Genomic DNA, 21,615 nt, shown 5'->3' on the forward strand with positions numbered 1-21,615 from the left:
GATTAGCGGGCACTCAACCGCACTGAGGCGATCACCGTTTGCACAAAAAGCCGTCGCGCTCCAACACAATCGATACGTTATAAAACTTGGCGTTATCGGCGCCAATTGTGCTAGTGCTAACTCCTCCTCTCCACACTGATCGACGAGCGGATTCATGAAGATTGCAATGGTTGGAACGGGATATGTAGGTCTCGTATCCGGAGCGTGTTTTGCCGATTTCGGCCATCAGGTCGTTTGTGTCGACAAGGACGCCGGCAAGATCGAAGCCCTGAAGCGGGGCAAGATCCCGATCTACGAAACCGACCTCGATAAGCTCGTCGAGACCAATGCGGCCGCCGGACGACTGACCTTCACGACGGAGCTCGCGGGCGCCGTCGGCGACGCCGATGCCGTCTTCATCGCGGTGGGAACGCCCTCGCGGCGCGGCGATGGCCATGCGGACCTGAGCTACGTCTATGCTGCCGCCAAGGAGATCGGCGCAGCGCTCAAGAAGTTCACCGTAGTGGTGACGAAGTCGACCGTGCCCGTGGGCACCGGCGACGAGGTGGAGCGCCTGATCCGCGAGACCCGTCCCGACGCGGATTTCGCGGTCGCCTCGAACCCCGAATTCCTGCGCGAAGGCGCCGCGATCCAGGATTTTCGCCATCCTGACCGGATCGTCGTCGGCACCGAGGACGATCGCGCCAAGAGGGTGATGGGCGAAGTCTATCGCCCACTCTACCTGAACCAGGCGCCGATCCTCTATACCGCACGACGCACGGCGGAATTGATCAAATACGCCGCAAATGCCTTCCTGGCCACCAAGATCACTTTCATCAACGAAATCGCCGATCTCTCCGAAAAGGTCGGGGCGAACGTGCAGGAAGTAGCGCGCGGCATAGGGCTCGACAACCGGATCGGAACCAAGTTCCTGCATGCCGGCGCAGGCTATGGCGGCTCATGTTTCCCGAAGGATACCCGCGCCTTGTTCAAGACGGCGCTCGATCACGACGTCCAGCTGAAGATCGTCGAAGCCACGCTGACCGCGAACGACAACCGCAAGCGCGCGATGGCGCGCAAGGTCGCCAACGTGCTCGGCGGAGAGCTGCGCGGCAAGACGATCGGCGTGCTTGGCCTGACCTTCAAACCCGACACCGACGACATGCGCGAGGCACCGTCGATCCCCTTGATCAACGGCCTGATCGACTTCGGTGCCAAGGTTCGGGCCTACGATCCGGTCGGCATGGAGCAGGCCCGCAAGGAATTGCCCGAGATCGAGTACTGCAAGGACGCCTATGAATGCGCCCGCCAGGCGGATGCGCTGGTGATCGTGACCGAGTGGCGCCAGTTCCGCGCGCTCGATCTGAAGCGCATCAAGCAGGAAATGAAGCATCCGGTCGTGGTCGACCTGCGCAACATCTACCGACCGGACGAGATGGCCGCGCACGGCTTCACCTACGACAGCATCGGCCGGCCGCGCTAAGCGGCCGTGCCGGCGCCGTCTCATTCCGAAGCGCGATGTGGTTGAATCCTCATCGCGCTTTTTGCTTGTCGTCTCAGCATCGGCCCAGCGCACACGCCGCGTGTTTGGCGCGGGGACGCCGCATCACATTCTGAGCTCCAGAGCACAATGAGATTAGGTTGAGCTGGAACGGCGTCGCAAGTTCACCTTTCCCTTGGGAGAGGTCGATTTGCGCAGCAAATCGGGTGAGGGGTTACGGTCGACCGAGAGAGAGCAAGAGCCCTCACCCGGATTGCACCGGACGATGCTTCGCATCGCCGAGAGCAATCCGACCTCTCCCCAACGGGGAGAGGTGAACCTGAGACCGCGCCAAGCCGCTTCAACCAAAACTCATCCCGCTTTAGGCGTGGGCGGGCGCGCCGAGTTGGACGAATGCGTCCAACTCGCGCGCGAGCGCCTCCTGCCACGTCGGCATCGTGACCCCGAACTGCGTCTTGAGCCGCGTCAGATCCAATCGCGAATTGCCCGGACGGACCGCCTTGGTCGGGAAATCGGCCGTTGCAATCGGCACGATGTTGTCGACGGATAGCGTGACGCCACGCGACCTCAGCCCGCCGACAATAGCGGTTGCAAAGCCGTGCCAGCTGGTTTCGCCGGCGCAAACGAGATTGACGACACCGCCCCTACGCGAGAGCTGATCGTGCAGCGTGGCGATGTTCGGCAGGACGATGCCGGCGACCGCGCTCGCAATCGCTTGTGCCGTCGTCGGCGCGCCGATTTGATCGGCGACGATGCGCAATTCCTTACGCTCGCCGGCGAGCCGCGCGATGGTGCGCAGGAAATTCGTGCCTTTTGCGGCATAGACCCAGGAGGTGCGGGCGATCAGATGCGTCCCGCCGGCCGCCTGGATCGCGAGATCGCCGGCAAGCTTGCTCGCGCCGTAAGCCGACAACGGTTCGGTCGGGCTGTCCTCGCGCCACGGCACCTCGCCCGAACCATTGAACACGTAGTCCGTGGAGAAATGCACCAGCGGCACGCGGTTCGCCGCCGCCCATTTCGCCAGCGCTTCGGGTCCCCTGGCGTTGACCAGGAACGCCAGCTCGCGCTCGTCCTCGGCGCGGTCGACGGCCGTATAGGCGGCCGGATTGATGATGAGATCGGGCTTCAGTCTCTCAAGCTCGCCCGTCAACATCTCCGGCTTCGACAGATCGAACTCCGCGGTCGGCGGCGCGATGATGGTGCCGTGGCTTTCCAGCAGAGGCTTGAGCGCACTGCCGACCTGGCCGCGCGTTCCGGTCAAAAGAATCCGCATCAGATTTGTCCATAGGTCGGGAGATTGCTGGCGTCGGCGAGGAGCGGCGCATCCGCATCCTTGGCCGACAGTTGCGGCTTATCGACGCCCCATTTGATCCCGATCGCCGGATCGTTCCACCGGATCGAGAGCTCGTCCTTGGGGCTGTAGAAGTCATCGCATTTGTAGAAGAAGTCCGCAGTTTCCGAGAGCACCACGAAGCCGTGGGCAAAACCGCGCGGCACCCATAGCTGACGGCGGTTGTCCTCGCTCAACTCAACCGCGACATGCCTGCCGAAGTTCGGGCTGCCGACACGCACGTCGACGGCAACGTCCAGCACCTTGCCGCGCAGCACGGAGACGAGCTTGCCCTGGGTCACAGGGTTTTGCAGGTGCAGCCCGCGCAGCACGCCGTAGGCAGAGCGGGACATGTTGTCCTGGACGAAGGGGCGCGTGATGCCGTGCTCGACATAACGGGGCGACTGGTAGGTCTCGAGGAAGAAGCCGCGCTGGTCGCCGAACAGCTTCGGCTCGACGATCAGAACTTCAGGAAGCTCGGTCTTGATGACATTCATTTAACATTTGTTCCAGTTTGACGCGCCAGAAATGTTAATTTCCATCTCATAACAAACTTGTGCGGCGCACGCTATATGTTATGTTTTGATAGTCAAACTGTGAGGGACCATGAAAGGCATTATCCTTGCCGGTGGCACCGGCTCGCGTCTCTACCCCGTGACGACCGTCGTCTCCAAGCAGCTGCTGCCCGTCTTCGACAAGCCGATGATCTACTATCCGCTGTCGACGCTGATGCTCGGCGGAATCCGCGATATCCTGATCATCTCCACGCCGCAGGACAAGCCGCTGTTCCAGCGCCTGCTGGGCGACGGCAGCGAGATGGGCGTCCGGTTCGCCTATGCCACCCAGGAGACCCCGCGGGGCCTCGCCGACGCCTTCATCGTGGGACGCGAGTTCATCGGCGATGACTCGGTCGCCCTTGTGTTAGGTGATAACATTTTCTACGGCCACGGCCTGCCGAGCATGCTGTCGGCCGCCTCGGTCCGCAAGAGGGGCGCCACCGTGTTCGGCTACGTCGTCAACGCGCCCGAACAGTACGGCGTGATCGAGCTGGACGGCACCGGGCGGGCGCTGTCGATCGAGGAGAAGCCGAAGCGGCCGAAGTCCAACGTCGCGGTCACCGGCCTCTACTTCTACGACAATGACGTGGTCGATATCGCCGCCGGCATCAGGCCGTCGCCGCGCGGCGAGATCGAGATCACCGACGTCAACAAGGCCTATCTCGAGCGCGGCGACCTCTATGTCGAGGTGCTCGGCCGCGGCTTCGCCTGGCTCGACACAGGCACCCATTCCTCTCTGGTCGAGGCCAGCCACTTCGTCCAGATCCTCGAGCAGCGCCAGGGCCTGCGCATCGCCTGCCCCGAGGAGATCGCCCTGCGCCAGGGTTACATCTCGCTGGAAGCCTTCGCGAGGGTGGCACAGAAGACCGCCAAGAGCAGCTATGGCGAATATCTGCTGTCGGTCTACCGCTCGTTCCAGGGCCAGCCCCGCACTGCCGAGGTATTCAAACATGCGGTTTAAGGGATCGACGATCTTCGTCACCGGCGGCGCGGGCTTCATCGGCTCCGCCGTGGTCCGGCACCTGCTGCGAGACACCCACGCCCGCGTCGTCAATATCGACAAGCTGACCTATGCGGCGAACCTGGCCTCCCTGCCCGGCTCGACCGAGAGCCTGAACTACACCTTCGAAAAGGCCTGCATCTGCGAGGCGCAGGTGCTGCGCCGGCTGTTCGAGAAATATCAGCCCGATGCGGTGATGAACCTTGCGGCGGAGAGCCATGTCGACCGTTCGATCGACGGCCCCGGCGAATTCATCCAGACCAACATCGTCGGCACTTTCACGATCCTGCAGGAGACGCTGCGGCACTGGCGCACGCTCTCGCCCGAGAAGCGCGACCAGTTCCGCTTCCTGCATATCTCGACCGACGAGGTGTTCGGGTCGCTCGGCGACGAAGGCCTGTTCACCGAGACCACGGCCTATGCGCCGAACTCGCCCTATTCGGCCAGCAAGGCATCATCAGATCATCTGGTACGCGCCTGGCACGAGACCTACGGGCTGCCGACCCTAGTGACCAACTGCTCCAACAACTACGGCCCCTATCACTTCCCGGAAAAGCTGATCCCGCACATGATCATCAAGGGGCTCGCCGGCGAGCCGCTGCCGGTCTATGGCGACGGCCAGAACATTCGCGACTGGCTGTTCGTCGAGGACCACGCCAAGGCGCTGACCCTGGTGCTGGAGCGCGGCGAGGTCGGCGAGACCTACAATGTCGGCGGCCGCAACGAGCGCACCAACCTGCACGTCGTGGAAAGCATCTGCGATCTGCTCGACGAGGTCGTGCCGGCTGCGGCAGGCCCGCGGCGCCAGCTGATCAACTTCGTCGCCGACCGGCCCGGCCACGACCGCCGCTACGCCATCGACGCCACGAAGCTGGAAACCGAGCTCGGCTGGCGCGCCGAGGAGAATTTCGAGACCGGCATCGCCAAGACAGTGCGCTGGTATGTCGACGAGCAACCCTGGTGGCGCGCGATCCTGGAGCGCGGCTACAAGGTGGAGCGCGTCGGGCTGAACCAGTAATCGCCGCTCTCTCCAAGCCGTCGGCGTGGATAGCCAACCGGAAGCCGAGAAGCGCGATGACGATTCAACCGGATTTCATCGCGGCTCGACGAGCCGCGACCGCCTTCCGACGGTGGATTGGCAACCGCCCGCCAGGCAACAAATCGAGAAACCAAGGGATCCCGCCATGAACATCGCAATGGACGGTCAGGAACAGACATTGTTCAAAAGCTTCGTGGATCTCTCGATGCGCTATCTGGAGTTCGGGTCGGGCGGAAGCACCTGGCTCGCCTGTCAGACGAAGAAGGAGTGGGTCATCTCGATCGATTCCTCCTCGGAATGGCTCTCCAAGGTCGGCGAAGCCACGACCGGTGCGAGCACCAGACCGCAGCTGCTGCACGTCGATATCGGCAAGCTGCGCGAGTGGGGCTATCCGGTGGACAAGGACAGGGAGAGCTCCTGGCCGGACTATCACGAACGCATCTGGGAGCGTCCCGAAAGCAAGACGGCGGACCTGTACTTCGTCGACGGCCGGTTTCGCGTGGCGTGCTTCGTGCAGTGCGTGCTTCACGCCGCGCCCGGAGCCCTCATCGCTATTCACGACTTCGAGAACCGTCCCCACTACCATTGCGTGCGGACGGTCGCGCGGGAAATCGCGCGCGCCAACAACATGTCCGTCTTTCAGAGGCCGGCGGAGATCGACCGCGACGCCGCACAGCAGCTGCTCGCGAAATACCGGCTAGAACCTCTGTAGCCGATCGCTGCGGTCGAAGCTTGCTTCAAGCGCACCGTTCGGGCGCGCCGCCCTGGCGCGCCCTCCCTCGGCGAGGATCGCCGTTCCCGGATTCAGGCCTGAACCAGTTTCTTCAAATCCGGAAGAAACCGCTGGATCGTCGCGTCTTCGATATCGTTGCGATCCCGCAACGTGAAGAACTCCATCGCGCGGATCTTCTCGGGATCTCCATCGGCCAACGGCCTGCCGCGCTCACGCTTCTTCAGCAATTGCTGCCGTGACTTCGTGTAGTAGTGATTGATGACGAGCTTGTCCCGCTTGGGAGCGATACAGCGCCCGCCGATCGGGAAAACGGGCGTGCCGTCCTCCTGGACGTAGCAGCCCAGAACGAGCGATTGATGGGGATGCAGGTACGACACGATGGTGTCCGGCCGAATGATCGACTTCATGATGAAATGATCCGGGAAGTCGTCCGGAGCGCGACGCGTGAACGACTCGATGCACAAGCCGGCCGGCTTCGCGTCGTGACCGTTCGATCCGAAGTTCAACCAATGCACCGCCACCGCCGGCGCTGATCCAACCTCCGCCAGGACGTCCTTGATGTTGCCGGCCTGGGTTGGAAACAGGTACTCATCGGCATCGATGAAGGCGCACCATTCCGAGCAATTGCGATAGCTGTCGATCGCATGAGAGAACGCGCGCATCTGGCCAAATTCTCCCTCCACGAAATGATAGGTGATCATTTCGGGCCACGGGAAGGATTCGATCACGGCGCGCGTGTTGTCGGTGCTGCCGTTGTCGTAAAGATAGAAGTGATCCACTCCGACCAGTCTGTGAAAGTGCAGCCACTCCAGCAGGTCGTCGCCCTCGTTCTTGATGGCGCAGACGACGGCCAGGCCATGCTTCTTCCGATCGACCCCGACATAGAGCTTCTTCGCCTCCATCACGCGCAGCAGGCCGGCAAACTCGCGCCGCAGATTTTCGCTCTTCGGGGCCGCGGCGAGCGCGGAGAGATAAACGTCCTGCGCTTCCTGGGCTGATCCCATGTTGAGATCCGCGATCGCAAGGCGATGCAACACCCGCGAGTCGGATGGCAGCTGCTTGACGAGGTCGAGAAGGATTGCACGGGCTCCGGCGAAATCACATGCCTGCACAAGCGCCGCCGCCTTTGCAAACTGGAATTCCTTGTAGTGGCCGTATTGCTGCTCCAACTGCTCGACCGATTGGATGAGGTCGTCGGGTTTCGGATTTGCGATCCGCCCGGAAAAGAAATCTCGAAGCCTTGTCTCGATCTCACTTGCTGGAAGCGTATCGAGATTCACGCCTGAGCTGAAACTAGACAATGCAGGAATTTCCATGTCCAACCTGAGCCGCTCCCCACGAGATCAACAAGCAATTACCATTGGTTCGCACCACGAATTCCCTATTAGCGCACTTATCCTACAAGAATAAGGCTATAACACGTAGCGCTCACATTTAACTGTTGTAAGGTTATTTCGAGGAAAATCAATACAATAGAAGCAGAGGGCTCGCTGTCATTTGCACGAAACCGTCGCATGGGGCGGGAACGATCGGAGGTCGCCAATGAACAATGAGAATGCAGCAGTCCGTCAGCCGTTCGCGCTTACGAGACGGATGTTCTTGACATCGCTATCCGCAAGCCTCCTGCCCGGCTCGCTCAGCGTGCTGGGTTCCAGCCATCCTGCCGCGGCCGCGGCACCCTCCCGGCCGCTGGTCGGGGCGATCCGATGGGACGCCTGGTATTCGCCGGGCTCGCAGCCGACGGAAGCCATGAAGCAATCGCTCGGTCCCGAAAAATATCGCTGGCGAACGCCCTTCTTCGGAACGCAAATGAACCGCGATCCCAACGCACTCGATTTTTCGGCTTCGATCGAGGCCGAGATGGACAAGGAGATCGACCAGGCCATCTTTGCAGGACTGGACTATTGGGCGTTTGCCGCCTACGGCGCAAACCACCCGATGTCGAAAGCCCTGTACGCGTTCAGAGCCCGGCCAAAGGCAGCCGAACTGAGATACTGCATGTTCACCGAGCTCGGGCGATGGGGATCGGCAGCCAAGCTGTCCTCGCTGCCCCAGGAGCATATCGGCCTCATGGCGGACAAGAACTATCTGAGGGTGCAGAACGATCGGCCGCTGTACTTCCTGGGCTTCATCAAGGGGGCGGACGTGCAGCGAAGCTGGGGAGGCGTGCAAGGTCTGCGCACCCAGCTCGGCAAGTTCAAATCCGACACCAACGGCGCCGGGCTTGCCGATCCCTACATCGTGCTGGCGGGAGACACAAAATTCCTGAGCCAGGAGGCCGCCAATCTGGGCGCCGACGCGGTCGGGTCATATGCGATCACAACCGGCAACGGCCGCGGAAGCTTTGCAGATCTTGCGAAGTATGCCGAAAAGGGCTGGAACGATCTTTCCGCGAGCCAGGTCCCGGTCGTACCCACGGTGATGACCGGATGGGACAGGCGCCCGCGCATCGAACGTCCCGTGCCCTGGGAAAAGTCGCAGCGTCCCGGCGACGGGGTCACCAATTTCTATGCCGCGCCGACGAAGAAGGAATTGGCCAGCCATCTGGCGCAATCGATCAGCTGGGTGAACAGCCGTGCGCCCGATCGCCGGGCCCCCGCGGTGCTGATCTATGCCTGGAACGAAAATGACGAAGGTGGCTGGCTGGTCCCCACCGTGCCCTGCCAAACCGATCGCCTGGAAGCGCTGCGCGAAGTTCTCAAGGCGACCGCAAAGACGGCGTCGAAAAACCTCTGCTAAAGCATGATGAGGTTAGGTTGAGCTGGAACGGCGTCGAAAGTTCACCTCTCCCTTTGGGAGAGGTCGATTTGCACAACAAATCGGGTGAGGGGTTGCGGTCTATCGAGAGAGCAAGAGCCCTCACCCGGATTGCACCGGACGATGCTTCGCATCGCCGAGAGCAATCCGACCTCTCCCCAGTGGGGAGAGGTGAACCGAAATCGCGGCAAGCCGATTCAACCAAAATTCATCCCGCTCTAGGTCGGCCTTAGAGATGTGTGTCGCGGCTTGCGTGAAGCCGCGCCGCACTCTCAATCAGGGCTCCGTTCCGATTGCATCGGAACGGTCAAGGCAGGCTTCACGCCTCCGATCAGCGCCAACGCAGCGGCCTGGTCCGATCGTTCGACTCCACCGTCCGATGTTCCGGATGATAGGGCGCGTAGATCTGCTTGACCCAATAATTGAAGTTCGGGTGCAGCTTCACGAAGTCATAGAACGAATCGCCGAAATTGGACGGGCTGAGGCAGGTCTTGTTTTGCGGCCGCGACGAGATTGCATTCAGGCAATACGACTCCATGCAAGCCTTGGTCTCGCTCTCCGCCACCTTGCTCAGACTTCGAAAGCTGTTGGTTGAGTGAAGTCGATACAGATAGCGGTCGGACTCGAGATAGGTCGGCTCGACCTTGGTGACGGCGCGCAGGGCGAAGTCCCAGTCGTGACAGTATTTGAGGTCGGCGAGCCAGCCCACCTGCCGCAGCAGTTCACGGCTGAAGACGAAGTTTCCGGTCGACGCGGCAATCTGGGAATCCAGGAATGTCCATGACAGCGGCGCACCTGCGATCTGGGCCCGATCGATTGCATAGCGTAGGCGCGTGGGAAACTGGTAGTTGCTGATCGACTTGCCGTGTTCGTCGATCGGCTCAACGGCCGAGAAGCCGAAGAACAGCCGCTCATTGGCATATTGATCCGCGAACAGCCGGACTCGCTCCTTCGAAAAGGCATCGTCCGAGTTCAAAAGGAAGATCATGTCGCCGCTCGTCAGCGACAATGCCCTGTTCCATGTGTAGTGGGCGCCGAGGTTTTGCGGGTTCTTCAGCAGCTTGCAGGAGACAAAGCGCTTTCCAAACGACCGCTTCTTGATCACCTTCTGCGCGACTTCGAAACTCTTGTCCGGCGAATGGTCGTCGACGATGACGAGCTCGATGTCGGCAAAGGTCTGCTGATAGACAGTCTCGAGGCATTCCTCAAGATACTGCTCGTGCTTGTAGCACGCGATGACGACACTTGCGAGCATCGGCGGCGACCTCAACGTCTCACGATGATCGAATGGCGGGACCGCACCAGCGCACTGGCACCGTCGCCGACCTCCAGGACCGCGAGCTGATATTCGCCATCCGGCAAATCCCGAATCGAGAAGGACAGCTGGAAGCCAAAATAGCAGTCCTTGCTTTCGGCCTTCATGTATTCCTTCACGTCGACGCGCTCGTGCCAATCGACGATCAGGCAATACCCGCTGTTGACCGCGCGATCCGGCGCAAGCGCCGACAGCACCAGGAACCCCGTTCGTTGCCGGCTTGCTTCGAACGTATTGCCCGCGCAGATCCATCCCCGCACCAGTATCTCGAAGCGCGGATCGACGATCACCCGCTCGCCGGTCTGAGAATTGATGTTCTCGATGACCAGCAATGAACCTGCCGGATTATCGGATGCACCTTCTGCCTCGACCGGCGTGCCGCTCCTGACACGCTGCACGCCCGAATGAGTGAGACCCGACCGGTGCAGGTTTGCCAGCACTTCGACATGCGTCGAGGCCTCCTTCACCGCCCACTCGAGCTCCTGCCTGCTCAGGCAATCGAGCAGATCCGGGTTATTCCGGATCTGCGCCGAAATCGGCTCAGCCGAAGCCACCCTTCGCACGACGTCGAGAAACGCTCGTCCGTGGCGCGAATCCGGCTCGAGATGAGCACCCTCCGCCCACTCGTTCCAGGAATTGATGAACACCAATGATTCGGAGAAGCTGTTGCCCTTGGCACGCAACGTCGCGTCGCGAAGCCAGACCTCGAACGCCTCCGGACTGGACCTGGTGAAGATGTGACCGCGCGCGCCCTTGCGAGGCGTATTGTCCCAGCGCGGCATCACGGCAGGAAAGAACGGGAAATCGTAGGTCTTGCCGATCGACGATCGCATCGCATCGACATAGTCGTACACCTTTCCGGCGAAGGTCGGCGGAGCATCGACGTCGGCCGGCGGCACCTCCCGCGTCGAGACCGTGTGCGGCGGAAACTCGATTGCAGCATCACAATTGACGTCACGCGGATCGAACTCTCCGAAGGTCATCGCATTGCAGATCAGCAGTTCGCCGATTCCAAGCTCTCTGGCCCGCTCGCGCCAAATCTCGAACAGACGCTGCTTGTCCGGCAACAATGACGGCCTGTAGACGACGATGATCTTTCGACCATCGACAGTGATGTAACGCTCATCGAGCAGCAGGTCGGCCATGTCGTCGATAAAGCGGACATCGTCGTCGAGCGAGTGATTTTGTCCCAACAGGAGCTCGGCATCCGAGCCGTCCCACCGGCGGGACCAGTTCTCGTTTGCCCAGCAGATGCAGAATGGCAGGTTCGGCTCGCCGTCCTCGAGCAGGAGCTGAAGCGGCTTTTCCAGCAACCGTCGCCCCTGAAACCAGTAGACGTAGTAACAAAATCCATCGATGCCGTATTTGCGCGCGAGGTCGCCCTGCTGGCGGCGCGTTTCCGGCAGCCGAACGTCATAGAATCCAAGATCGGCCGGCAACCACGGCGATTCGTGAGCCGGAAACTGGGCACGCATGCGCGCGACGTTGGTCCACTCGGAGAACCCCGGCCCCCACCACCTGTCATTTTCTTCAAATGAATGGAATTGCGGCAGGTAGAAGCAAATGTAGCGCACCTCTTTGGTCGCGGCGGCCGCCGGACCGGCAATTATCCTGTTGTCGGTGTTCGGAAACAGCAGGTCATCGTAGTCCTCGATCGAGAAACCCAGCGCAACGACCACTTCGCTCGGCGTAAAATTCTCGAACAGCGGTATCTCGTAGTATTCGCCATCGTTCAGGCTGATGCGCAGATAGATCTGCGCATGCTTGGGCTCCACGAGCGTGTTTCGAAGGGCGCGCGCCAGCCGACGGCGTACACCCGGCGTGGACAGATCGATCCGGAATCCGGGGCGTCCGATCACGCTCCGCGGACCGATGCGGGGCGGCATGGATCGGCCGGTGCGTCCCTCTTCGACACAGTGGGAAGCGACAAAGAGCGCTATCGAAACCGTTGAAGCAGGCGACTGGGCATCGACAATCCAGCCCGAGATTCCCCGCCCCGAATATTCGAGGATCGCGCCACGCAACCGCGATCCCGACTGAAGATCGCTGATGTCGGGATCCAGGAACAGGCTCTGCGGATGGTCTTCCTGCTGAACCGGACTGGCAACGGGCAACATATCCTTCGTATCCCTGACGCTCCGTTCGACCATCTTGTTCATTGCCACTCAATCTCCTGCCAACGTTTAACGCCGGCTCCAGTTTCTTTCCCGGTCACGCGGACGTTCGATCCCGGGATCACATTGCCTGACACGCTCCGGATCGTGACCACTCGGTTCTTATCGATCATCTTCACACAACCAGAGGTGCAATGAGTATTTATTCCGCGAACCCACATTAACGCAATCTCTCTATCGTCGATATGAAAGCCATTGTTAGTTCTGCCTAGATTGTCACGCGGACATGCACGCTTCCGTGCCTTCGCGCCCAAAAACAAAGCCGTGTCACCGTCTCTGCCATTGCTTGCGCGCGACGTGATGTCCGCCTCCAACAATCTCAGCCGACGCTCTCGCCCATCGCCTGCAGACGACGTAGCGCACCTTCGTTGTTCTGTTGCGCCGCCAGTCGATACCAGCGCAGCGCCTGATCGCGATCCTGCGCGACGCCGTTGCCGGCACGGAATGCATCGCCAATGGCGAGTTGGGCTTCGGCCATGCCATGCTCCGCAGCTGCCGCGAACCACTCGGCCGCCTTCGCCGGATCGGCGTCGCAGCCCTGACCTCGCCCGAGCATCACGGCAAGGTTGTATTGCGCGGTGGTATGGCCCTGACGCGCCGCGGCCTCGTACCATTTCACGCCCTGGGCAAGATCCTGCTCGATGCCCTGCCCGGTGCAATACATCACCGCGAGCTTAAACTGCGCTGCCGCGCTGCCGCCATCGGCAGCCTTGACGATCCAGCCGGCGGCGGCCTGCGGATCCTTGAGGGCGCTCTTGGGATCGGAATAAAGCAACGCCAATGTGTGCTGGGCCTCGACATGGCCGGCACTCGCCGCGCGCTTGAACCATTGCGCCGCGGCCGCAAGATCGACGGCGCCACCGGACCTTCCCATGTGAAGCCCGCCCAACTGGAATGCCGCGGCGGAATGCCCGACCTCGGCAGCATCGGTAAGCAGCGTGCGCGCCTGCGCAAGACCCGCTTCGGATGGCTTCTGCTGGATGAGAAACACCGCATAGGCCGTCTTTGCATCGGCGTCGCCGCCCTTGGCCGCCTTGCTGAGCCATTCGGCAGCGCGCACCTGGTCGCGCGGCACGCCGTTGCCCGCCGAGTAGAGCCGGCCGAGTTGCACGCCTGCGGCGCTGATGCCTCCCTCGCACGCGCGCTCGAACCACTTGATCGCGGCCGCGACATCGCGCGTCACACCGTTGCCGTTGAGATAGAAAACCGCGATGTTGTGGGCCGCCGTGGCATGGCCGCTCTCGGCGGCGCGTTCAAACCATTTGGCAGCCTGGCGGATGCTCGGCGGAACGCCGGTGCCGGTGGCGTAGAAGCGCCCGGTAAAGAACTGCGCCTGCACGTCGCCGCGCTCGGCCGCCTTCTCGTACCAGTACGCCGCCTCGCGCAGATCCGGCTCGGCGGCGGTGCCGAGCGCATAGAACTCGGCCAGCGCCTGGATCGCCGGCAGGTAATCCTTCCGCGCCGCCTTGCGCAGCGCGGTCTCGGCCTTGTCGAGGTCCTTGGCCACCCCTTTGCCGCTCAGCCGCAACAGCGCGATGTTGTAGAGCGCGATGGTATCGTCATGGGCAGCGGCGCTCTGGAACAGCCGCGCGGCTTCCTCGACATTTTCGGGAAGCCCGGTGCCCTTGAGATACATGAAAGCGAGCGCCACCTGCGCGCGGACATGCCCCCGCTCCGCGGCTTTTTGATACCAGATCGCAGCCTGCGCAAAATCGACGGGAACGCCGCGCCCCTGATAGTAAACGTCGCCGAGCGCGAATTCGCCGGCCGCCGCCTTCTGCTCGGCCGCGGCCTCGTACCAGCGCAGGGCAGCAGCGTGATCCTTGGTGCAGCCTTGCCCGTTGGCGTACATGTCGCCCAGGAGCGCCTGAGCGTCCGCCTTGCCGGCCTCCGCCGCCACCGACATCCAGAGGAAGGCGGCGTCGAGGTCCCTGGGCACGCCGATTCCGTTCGGGAACACCAGATCGTGCAGGTTGGTCGCCTTGTCACCCAGCCGCGCGGCCGTGGATTGCCGCCACATCTCGGGCCTGTTTGGTCCGAGCGCGGCCTGAAACCCGTGGAAGTAGATCAAGCCGAGCTGGAATTGCGCTTCGGTGTGTCCGTTCAGGGCGGCGCGCTCATACCACGCAACCGCGTCCGGAATGTTGCCGATAACGCCCTCGTTCCGCGCATAGAGCAGCCCGATCCGGTAATCCGCCTCCGGATTGCCCGCGCGCGACGCAAGCCGCCACAAGCGTAGCGCCTCGAGATATTGCCGGTTCTCATAGGCCTCCAGTCCCCGTTCAAACTGCGATGAGTCTGAACGGGACGAACCGGGCCGGAGCAGGTCGAGAAGGGATCGCGTCGATACCATCATGGCTCGCGCATTGCTTCTTTTGCACTGCGCAGCATGCCGCCGAGCAGATACATCGCCACCGAACGCGTGCCGACATTGACATCGCCCTGCAGCGTCATGCCGGGAATGAGGCGGAAATTCTTCGGAACATCCTTGAAGTTGGTCTCGTCGACCGAGCATCGCGCCTTGTAGTAGGCATCGACCGGCTTTCCGTCATCATCGGTCGTGAAGGCTCCTTCGCTTATCCAGCGAATCCTGCCCTGCGCCGTGCCGTGCTCCGCCGCGTTGAAGGCGTCGACCTTCATCGTGCAGGGGTCGTTCGGCCGGACGAAGCCGACATCGCGCGACAGGATCTGGATCTCGGCCTCGAGCCGGGTCTTGAGCGGCATCAGCGTGATGAAGGGATCGCCCGGCTTCAGCACCGACCCGACCGAGAGCTTGGCAAGGGTCAAGACCACCGAGGGCTCGGCCGCCGTCCACCGCACCAGGTCCTGATGCTTGATGGCCTTGTCGTAGTTCGAGCGGGCGGTATCCAGGCTGTTGCGCGTCGTGACCAGATCTTGGCTCAGCTGCGCATTCCATTGCTCGGTGAAGGCCTTGCGATCGGCCTTCAGCGATTCCAGCTGGTGTTGCGCTTCCAGCAGGGTGTTGTGCGTGTTGTCGATCTGGCGCAACAGCTCCAGGCGATTGTCCTGCGACAGATACAGGTTCAGCTTGGACCCGCTGCCGCTTTCGGCGAGCGTCGAGCGCATGTCCTCGATCTTGCCGGCGATCTCGGCGCGCTGACTGTAGCGCTCGTCGTCCTTCTTCGACTTCTGGATCGTCGCCTCGGTCTGGCTGATCTTGGAATCGTAGCTGTTCACCTGCGCGTTGTACTGGGCGACGCGCTGGTCGTAGAGCGCCTTTTGCAGGGCGTTGTACCGGGTGACATCCGGATCCTTGGACGGGCCGAAGGATAACGGCTTTCCGGACAATTCGGCCTCGTCGCGAGCGGCCTGCGCGTCAAGGCTGGCAATCTGCAGCTTGTATTGCGTGACATCGGCCACGGTGAAGGTCGAGTCGAGCGTCGCGAGCAGCTGACCGGTCTCAACCTGCTCACCTTCCCGAACATCGATCGTCTTGATGATCGATGCGTCCAGGGCCTGCAGCACGTTGATCTGATCGACCGGAACGATCCTGCCGCCCACGCTCGTGATGACCCGATCGACGCGCGTGAAGCACATGATCGCCACGACGGAGACCAGGAACGCCGACAGCACGAACAGCGTCGCGCGAGCCAGCAACGGCTCGGCCGCCTCGCGGATGGCATCGGTTTCGGACTGGAACTGGCGAACGGTCGCGAGCGAAGCCTGATTAGGAGACAAGGGTCGGACTCCTGAAGTTCTTCTCGTTGCGGCCCGCCGGCACGAGATGCGTATTTTGCTGGTACCAGAGCGAGCTATAGATGTCGTTTCGTTCCAGAAGCTCCTCGTGGCGCCCGATATCGTTGACCACGCCGCGATTGAGCACGAGGATCGCATCGGCCTTCGTGAGCGACGACAGCCGGTGCGAGATGATGATCAGCGTGCGACCATGTGCGATCCGCGAAATGTTCGCATTTACGATCGTCTCGCTCTCCGCATCGAGCGCGCTGGTCGCTTCGTCGAGGATCAGGATCGGCGGATTGACGATCAGAGCCCGCGCGATCGCGAGGCGCTGACGCTGACCGCCGGAGAGGTTGGTGGACCCCTCGTAGATGTAGGTCTCGTAGCCGCGCGGCAGCTTGTCGATGAACTCCTCGGCGCCGGCCAGTCGGGCCGCCCGGACGACGTCGTCGAAGGTCGCATCGGGCTTGGCGGCGGTAATATTCTCGCGGATCGTGCCACTGAACAGGAAGTTCTCCTGCAGCACGACGCCGACATTGCGCCGGAGATGGTCGACATCGTACTCGCGAACATCGATACCGTCGACCTTGATCAACCCGCCGTAGTCGGAGTGCAGGCGCTGCAACAGCCGCGTGATCGTGGTCTTGCCCGAGCCGCTCTTGCCCATCACGCCCAGCGTCGTGCCGAGCGGAATCTCGAAGGAGATGTTGTTGAGCGCCGGCGACACCGCGCCCTTGTACTTGAAGGTGACGCCGGAGAACTCGATATGGCCCTTCAGCGGGACCCGCACGCCATGGCCGGAACGCCCCTCCTCGGGCGGCTGATTGACCAGCCTGCCGACGATCGTCACCGCGGTGCGCGCCTCGTCATACTGGTTGATGAGCTGGGCCATCTGCATCAGCGGGCCGGCAACGCGTTGCGACAGCATCAGGAAGGCAAACAGCGCGCCGACATAGACCGGATCGCCGCTTGACACCGCCAGGTAGACACCGAACGCATAGGGAGCGCTCACCGCCAGCCGCTCCAACGGACGCACCACCGTCTGGATGGCGGTTCCGGTCAAGCCTTCCGCAAGGCGGGCCTTGGCGACGCGCGCCACAAGCACATCCCACATGTGGCGCTGCCGCGTATCGAGCGCCAGCGACTTGATGGTCCGCATGCCGTTCAGGCTCTGGATCAGAAACGCGCCCTGGGCGCCTTCGGCCGCCAGGGTTGCCGAGGACTTCTTCCGGTAGGTCGGCAGCATCAGGATCAGCCAGGTTACGATCACCCCGGCAAAGGCCAGAACCATCAGCGTCATGATGGGACTGAAGAAGAACATGACCGGCAGGAAGAAGAACAGCGTCGTCGAATCGAGAACGGTTCCGAACAACTGCCCGGTCAGAAAGCCGCGAATTCGAAACACCTCGCGGATGTCCCGCGAAATCAGGCCGACGGCGTTCTGTTCGAAGTAGTCGATCGGCAGATTGAGCACCTTCTCGAACACGTAGGTCGACAACTTGACGTCGAGGCGGGCTGTCAGACGCTGCACCAGATACTGCCGCAGAAACGTGAACGACGCCTCGAACATGATGACCACGAACATGGCGATACACAGCACGTAGAACGTGTTGTAGGCCTTGTAGAAAATGACCTTGTCGGAGAGCAGCCGCCAGAACATGATCGGTGCCAGGCCCATGAAGCCCAGGATCAGCGCCGCGATCGCGACGTCGCGCAGGATCCGCCGCTCGCGGAACAGCAATGCGGTGACAAAGCCGAAGCTGAACGGCTGGGTCTCGTCTGAGATCTCGTAATCGCGCTTGGCCATGACGACGTCGCCCGACCAGATGTCCTCAAAGCGCGGTTGATCGATGACGAGCAGCGCATCCTCGCTCGCGTTCGGATCTTGCAAGACCACCCGGGTGCTGTTTTCATCGCCTTCGAGGCGCAGCAAGACCATGTGGCTGCCATCGCGCAGGCGAACGATTGCCGGCAGCGCCCGCTTGAGATGGCTCAGCCCCTTCCAGTCCAGCGTGACGGCCTTTGCCGTCATGCCCGAGGAATTCGCGCACTTCAAAAGCTCGGCAAGCGTGACTTCCTGGTCGCCCAGCAGATTGTCATGGATGAGTTGCGACGGGGTCAGGTGCAAACCATGCTGTCTTGCCACGATGACGAGACAGACGAGACCCGAGGGCGGCAGCGCCTCCACCGAAGGCGCGCCGACGAGCGAGAGGTGTTTGGTCATGGAAGCCTCGAGGTTTCGACTGCGCAAGATCCGGTCCCTAGCGAGATATAACTTATCACTGTTAGTTCGCTAACGCAGCATTTTCAGCGCATCGTTCCAAAAAGATATGTGTCGCAACAAGCACAGAAGCGAGTTCCGGGCCATTGCTACCGGTGGTTTAACCGCGAACCCTTATAACATTATTTAACATCGACAATCACGGGGAGGCGGTCGCCGTCTCCCGGAAGTCGAAGCCGCAGGCCTCGAGCTGCGGCCGGATCCGGCTCTCCTCGGCCTCCGGCATGAGCGCCAACGCGCAGATCTCGAAGTTCCCGCTGCGAACGGACACCGTCGGAAACCCGGCGCTGAGCAGCAGGTTTCCCATCCGGTCGCACGAAAACCCGGTCTTGTGCGCCATGTGGTGGCGTCCCTGCTCGATCGCGCCGGAGTGCCCGTAGATCATATCAAGTGGCCGTATCGGACCGGCCGGCGAGACATAGGCGACCGCACCGAGGCCCTGGGTCAGCATGTGCTGAGCCACCGCCTCGAGATCGGGAGACATGATCAGCGCGAAGCCGTCCGGCTTGAGCACTTCGCGGAACTGGACGAATGTGGGGTGGATCTCATGGGCATAGAGATGCTCCATGACATGCGAGCACCAGATCGCGTCGAACGAGGCCAGCGGAAACAGCCGAGACAGATCGGTAATCGACCCGACGACGTCCGGATTCACGCCGCCGTCGACGTCGAGCCTTATCTCTTCCCACTCGTGCGATGTCATCAACGGCTGGATGCGCTTGGTCACCGTCGATCCAGCGCCGGCATTCAGCATTTTCTTCTTGGCCAATTCGAGAGCTCCGCGGTTCGCGCATTAAGCGGCTGAATTCTGCAGCAATCGCTCGACTTGACCAAAGTTGCCGGCGCCGCTGGAAAACCATCGGCCACAGCACCGTTCGATCAAGCGAGCTACACGCCTTTACAAAAGCTACGTGGTCCGAATGTGACGGACTAACATTCTAACGTCCGTTGACGGAATGCCTAAACGGAACTTGAGACGGAGCTCGGCCGATCCGACGCTAAACGATCGACTCCCGGCGCCTTCCTGCGCCGGGATGGTCGCGCCGTCATCCGGGCTGGTGTAACCGATCCCCGCGCTGATCAGATAGTCGAGAATCTGTTGCCGGGTTGCGTGATCGATCGTGGAGCTGATCGCGCGCTTGAGCCCCGTCTGGTTCAAGTTTTGCGTCACCATCGATGGAGCCCCTGCTTCGACGCGCTACGTCATCTCTAGGCAAATACTCAAATGATCTCGATGACTCACAATTGGCGCAGGCTGCAACCCTGCGACATTATCAGACAGCATTTCAGAACACCGCCTGTAATAGCAAAAAAGCGCCGCCTCAATCTGGGTTGAGGCGGCGCCTTCGCTTAGTGCAGAGCTAGCTAGTGCAGACCTGGGATCTTACAGCTTGGTCGAGTGACCATCGTTGAAGATCAGGTATTCGATGTTGCTGATCTGGGTCACCTGGCCATTGCTGAAGTTGACGTCCAGTGAACCGTCCTTGCCCGCGGTGATGCCGGTCACATCGGTCGAGGCGTGATCCAGGAAGGTCAGCGAGTCCTTGTTGCCGGCACCACCGTCAATGGTGTCGCTGCTGTGGAGGTTGGACAGGTAGAAGTAGTCCTGACCAGAGCCGCCGACCATCGAGGCCGTACCGGAGGCGGAACCAACGAACGAGTCGTTGCCGCCGCCGCCGAGCAGCGTCTGGTTGCCCGAACCGGCGACCAGCGTGTCGCTGCCGGAGCCGCCATACAGCGTGTCGTTGCCGGCGCCGCCATAGAGCGAGTCGTTGCCGTCACCGCCGTAGAGCGAGGTCGCATGCGAGGCATCGCTGCCCGAGTAGAGCACGTCCTTGCCGGCGCCGCCATACTCGGCAACAGTGCCGGTACCGCCGACCAGCAGGTCGTTGCCGGCGCCGCCATACAGCGTGTCGGCACCCGCACCGCCGTAAAGCGAGTCGTTGCCGGCACCGCCGTCGAGGATCGAGCCGTGCGACGCATCCGAGTTCGAGTAGAGCGCGTCGTTGCCTGCACCGCCGTAGAGCTGGTTGTTGCCCGAGCCGCCAATCAGCACGTCGTTGCCCTTGCCGCCGTCGAGAACCTGGTTGCCCGAACCGCCGGTCAGCGTGTCGTTGCCGTCGCCACCGAACAGGCGATCATTGCCGGCACCACCGTACAGCGCATCGTTGCCCTTGCCGCCATCCAACGTGCTGGAATTGCCAGCGGTGCTGCCGGACACCAGCACGTCGTTGCCGGTACCGCCATTCAGCTCGGACGAGCTGCCGCCGTAGAGCGTGTCGTTGCCCGAGCCGCCGATCAAGGTGTCGGCACCCGTGCCGAACAGCAGATCGTTGCCCTTCCCGCCATCGAGCGTGCTGTGACCGGAGACGTTGTCGATCAGCACGTCGCTGCCGTTGCCGCCGTCGATCGAGTCGTGGCCGGCACCACCAAACACCGTGTCGTTGCCGTTGCCGGTGAGAACCGTCGTGTCACCGGTGTTGTTGAGGAAGACCTGATCATTGCCGTTGCCGGTCGCGACCAGCACCGGGGTGCTACCGTTCACTGTCAGCGTCACGTCCTTGCTGGTGTCTTCGATGATCGCCTTCAGATTGGCGTCGGTGTTAACAGTGTTATTCGGGTTGGTCTCGATGAGAACGTTGGCTTCCGGGTCGGGATTGCTGATGCCGGCGCCCACCTGCACCGGGATCGCGGTGCCGTCATCCGGACTGGTATATCCGATGCCCGCGTTGATCAGATAGTCAAGAATCTGTTGCTGGGTCGCGTGATCGATCGAGGAGTGGATCGCGTGTTTGAGGTCGGTCTGGTCGAGATTGTAAGTCGCCATCGATGTAGCCCCTGCTTGGGATACGAGGATTCAAGCCGCTCGCCCGCACGTAAGCTGTTGATCCACAACTGGTTTGTTGCGCCGCAGCTCAAATGTGGACACAGGTTACGAACTTGTTAAGTCCATTGTTAAGTCCGCAATCCCGGAGTGTCAATCAGCAATGTGCCATTAACGTCTGGTTCCCTGAGACTTATGTGAGACTTAGCACCACCTCGGTCGCGGAGTAACATTCGGCGCAGGCAGCTCACAAATGTTAGCCGCAATGCAAAAAGGGTAGTGATTATACGGGGTTTCATCCGGTCCCAGGATGCGCCAGGGCACTGAATTTCGCAGCCTTTGCGCGCGCTTCGACGCGATTTTCCGATCTGAAAAAATATTTCTGCGCCGCGTGAGCGCTTTTTCAGAAAAGCGTCAAACGTCACA

Annotated in this window: 16 protein-coding genes; 5 read left to right on the forward strand and 11 right to left on the reverse strand. The window is 61.6% G+C overall.

Annotation, left to right across the window (positions count from 1 at the left end; translation table 11 throughout):
* Positions 1–154: 154 nt before the first annotated feature.
* Complete coding sequence (locus ACVW1C_RS06265; RefSeq protein ID WP_456757658.1) at positions 155–1,462, forward strand: UDP-glucose dehydrogenase family protein; 1,308 nt, start codon at positions 155–157, stop codon at positions 1,460–1,462.
* 379 nt (positions 1,463–1,841) lie between these two features.
* Here the strand turns inward: ACVW1C_RS06265 and rfbD are convergent, their stop codons facing one another.
* Both rfbD and rfbC read right to left on the reverse strand, forming a co-directional pair.
* Complete coding sequence (gene rfbD / locus ACVW1C_RS06270) at positions 1,842–2,753, reverse strand: dTDP-4-dehydrorhamnose reductase (RefSeq protein ID WP_456757659.1); 912 nt, start codon at positions 2,751–2,753, stop codon at positions 1,842–1,844.
* On the reverse strand, positions 2,753–3,307 hold the full coding sequence (gene rfbC / locus ACVW1C_RS06275; RefSeq protein ID WP_456757660.1) for a dTDP-4-dehydrorhamnose 3,5-epimerase: 555 nt from the start codon (positions 3,305–3,307) through the stop codon (positions 2,753–2,755). Before rfbC ends, rfbD begins: the two co-directional genes overlap by 1 nt.
* Before the next feature lie 109 nt (positions 3,308–3,416).
* Between rfbC and rfbA the strand changes: the two genes are divergently transcribed.
* From rfbA to ACVW1C_RS06290, 3 genes are read left to right on the forward strand one after another with little or no spacing between them, the layout of a single operon-like run.
* Positions 3,417–4,328, forward strand: coding sequence for a glucose-1-phosphate thymidylyltransferase RfbA (rfbA, locus tag ACVW1C_RS06280; protein ID WP_456757661.1), 912 nt, complete (start codon positions 3,417–3,419; stop codon positions 4,326–4,328).
* Positions 4,318–5,385: a dTDP-glucose 4,6-dehydratase gene (gene rfbB, locus ACVW1C_RS06285; RefSeq protein ID WP_456757662.1), complete on the forward strand. Its 1,068-nt coding sequence runs from the start codon at positions 4,318–4,320 to the stop codon at positions 5,383–5,385. The genes rfbA and rfbB overlap by 11 nt, the downstream gene beginning before the upstream one ends.
* A 25-nt stretch (positions 5,386–5,410) precedes the next feature.
* The gene (locus ACVW1C_RS06290) at positions 5,411–6,118 is read left to right on the forward strand and encodes a hypothetical protein (protein ID WP_456757663.1); all 708 of its coding nucleotides are present in this window, start codon (positions 5,411–5,413) and stop codon (positions 6,116–6,118) included.
* 92 nt (positions 6,119–6,210) lie between these two features.
* Here the strand turns inward: ACVW1C_RS06290 and ACVW1C_RS06295 are convergent, their stop codons facing one another.
* Positions 6,211–7,440 carry a glycosyltransferase family 92 protein gene (locus ACVW1C_RS06295; protein ID WP_456757664.1) on the reverse strand — a complete coding sequence of 410 codons (1,230 nt, stop codon included), beginning with the start codon at positions 7,438–7,440 and terminating at the stop codon, positions 6,211–6,213.
* Between the two features lie 241 nt (positions 7,441–7,681).
* Between ACVW1C_RS06295 and ACVW1C_RS06300 the strand changes: the two genes are divergently transcribed.
* Positions 7,682–8,878, forward strand: a complete 1,197-nt coding sequence (locus tag ACVW1C_RS06300) for a hypothetical protein (protein ID WP_456757665.1) — start codon at positions 7,682–7,684, stop codon at positions 8,876–8,878.
* A 349-nt stretch (positions 8,879–9,227) separates the two neighbouring features.
* Here the strand turns inward: ACVW1C_RS06300 and ACVW1C_RS06305 are convergent, their stop codons facing one another.
* The 8 genes from ACVW1C_RS06305 to ACVW1C_RS06340 form a co-directional block, all read right to left on the reverse strand.
* The gene (locus ACVW1C_RS06305; protein ID WP_092125235.1) at positions 9,228–10,151 is read right to left on the reverse strand and encodes a glycosyltransferase family 2 protein; all 924 of its coding nucleotides are present in this window, start codon (positions 10,149–10,151) and stop codon (positions 9,228–9,230) included.
* An 11-nt stretch (positions 10,152–10,162) separates the two neighbouring features.
* A complete protein-coding gene (locus tag ACVW1C_RS06310; protein ID WP_456757666.1) occupies positions 10,163–12,370 on the reverse strand; it encodes a glycosyltransferase WbsX family protein in 2,208 nt (735 codons plus the stop codon).
* Positions 12,371–12,704: 334 nt separating this feature from the next.
* Positions 12,705–14,738 (reverse strand): tetratricopeptide repeat protein, encoded by a 2,034-nt coding sequence (locus ACVW1C_RS06315; RefSeq protein WP_456763003.1) that lies wholly within the window; start codon positions 14,736–14,738, stop codon positions 12,705–12,707.
* On the reverse strand, positions 14,738–16,084 hold the full coding sequence (locus tag ACVW1C_RS06320; protein WP_456757667.1) for an HlyD family type I secretion periplasmic adaptor subunit: 1,347 nt from the start codon (positions 16,082–16,084) through the stop codon (positions 14,738–14,740). Before ACVW1C_RS06320 ends, ACVW1C_RS06315 begins: the two co-directional genes overlap by 1 nt.
* The gene (locus ACVW1C_RS06325) at positions 16,074–18,308 is read right to left on the reverse strand and encodes a peptidase domain-containing ABC transporter (protein ID WP_456757668.1); all 2,235 of its coding nucleotides are present in this window, start codon (positions 18,306–18,308) and stop codon (positions 16,074–16,076) included. Before ACVW1C_RS06325 ends, ACVW1C_RS06320 begins: the two co-directional genes overlap by 11 nt.
* A gap of 196 nt (positions 18,309–18,504) precedes the next feature.
* Positions 18,505–19,119 (reverse strand): class I SAM-dependent methyltransferase, encoded by a 615-nt coding sequence (locus ACVW1C_RS06330; protein ID WP_456763004.1) that lies wholly within the window; start codon positions 19,117–19,119, stop codon positions 18,505–18,507.
* A 153-nt stretch (positions 19,120–19,272) separates the two neighbouring features.
* Positions 19,273–19,539, reverse strand: coding sequence for a hypothetical protein (locus tag ACVW1C_RS06335; RefSeq protein ID WP_456757669.1), 267 nt, complete (start codon positions 19,537–19,539; stop codon positions 19,273–19,275).
* Between the two features lie 210 nt (positions 19,540–19,749).
* Positions 19,750–21,192 carry a calcium-binding protein gene (locus ACVW1C_RS06340; protein WP_456757670.1) on the reverse strand — a complete coding sequence of 481 codons (1,443 nt, stop codon included), beginning with the start codon at positions 21,190–21,192 and terminating at the stop codon, positions 19,750–19,752.
* Between the last annotated feature and the right edge of the window lie 423 nt (positions 21,193–21,615).

The organism is Bradyrhizobium sp. USDA 4011, assembly GCF_054063415.1.

What these genes read in the sequence shown, in the direction of transcription:
- ACVW1C_RS06315 (WP_456763003.1), bottom strand. Translation starts at nt 14,738, where the DNA reads ATGGTATCGACGCGATCCCTTCTCGACCTGCTCCGGCCCGGTTCGTCC.
- rfbA (WP_456757661.1), top strand. Translation starts at nt 3,417, where the DNA reads ATGAAAGGCATTATCCTTGCCGGTGGCACCGGCTCGCGTCTCTACCCC.
- ACVW1C_RS06305 (WP_092125235.1), bottom strand. Translation starts at nt 10,151, where the DNA reads ATGCTCGCAAGTGTCGTCATCGCGTGCTACAAGCACGAGCAGTATCTT.
- rfbC (WP_456757660.1), bottom strand. Translation starts at nt 3,307, where the DNA reads ATGAATGTCATCAAGACCGAGCTTCCTGAAGTTCTGATCGTCGAGCCG.
- ACVW1C_RS06340 (WP_456757670.1), bottom strand. Translation starts at nt 21,192, where the DNA reads ATGGCGACTTACAATCTCGACCAGACCGACCTCAAACACGCGATCCAC.
- rfbD (WP_456757659.1), bottom strand. Translation starts at nt 2,753, where the DNA reads ATGCGGATTCTTTTGACCGGAACGCGCGGCCAGGTCGGCAGTGCGCTC.
- ACVW1C_RS06330 (WP_456763004.1), bottom strand. Translation starts at nt 19,119, where the DNA reads ATGCTGAATGCCGGCGCTGGATCGACGGTGACCAAGCGCATCCAGCCG.
- ACVW1C_RS06310 (WP_456757666.1), bottom strand. Translation starts at nt 12,370, where the DNA reads ATGAACAAGATGGTCGAACGGAGCGTCAGGGATACGAAGGATATGTTG.
- ACVW1C_RS06325 (WP_456757668.1), bottom strand. Translation starts at nt 18,308, where the DNA reads ATGACCAAACACCTCTCGCTCGTCGGCGCGCCTTCGGTGGAGGCGCTG.
- ACVW1C_RS06265 (WP_456757658.1), top strand. Translation starts at nt 155, where the DNA reads ATGAAGATTGCAATGGTTGGAACGGGATATGTAGGTCTCGTATCCGGA.
- ACVW1C_RS06335 (WP_456757669.1), bottom strand. Translation starts at nt 19,539, where the DNA reads ATGGTGACGCAAAACTTGAACCAGACGGGGCTCAAGCGCGCGATCAGC.
- rfbB (WP_456757662.1), top strand. Translation starts at nt 4,318, where the DNA reads ATGCGGTTTAAGGGATCGACGATCTTCGTCACCGGCGGCGCGGGCTTC.
- ACVW1C_RS06300 (WP_456757665.1), top strand. Translation starts at nt 7,682, where the DNA reads ATGAACAATGAGAATGCAGCAGTCCGTCAGCCGTTCGCGCTTACGAGA.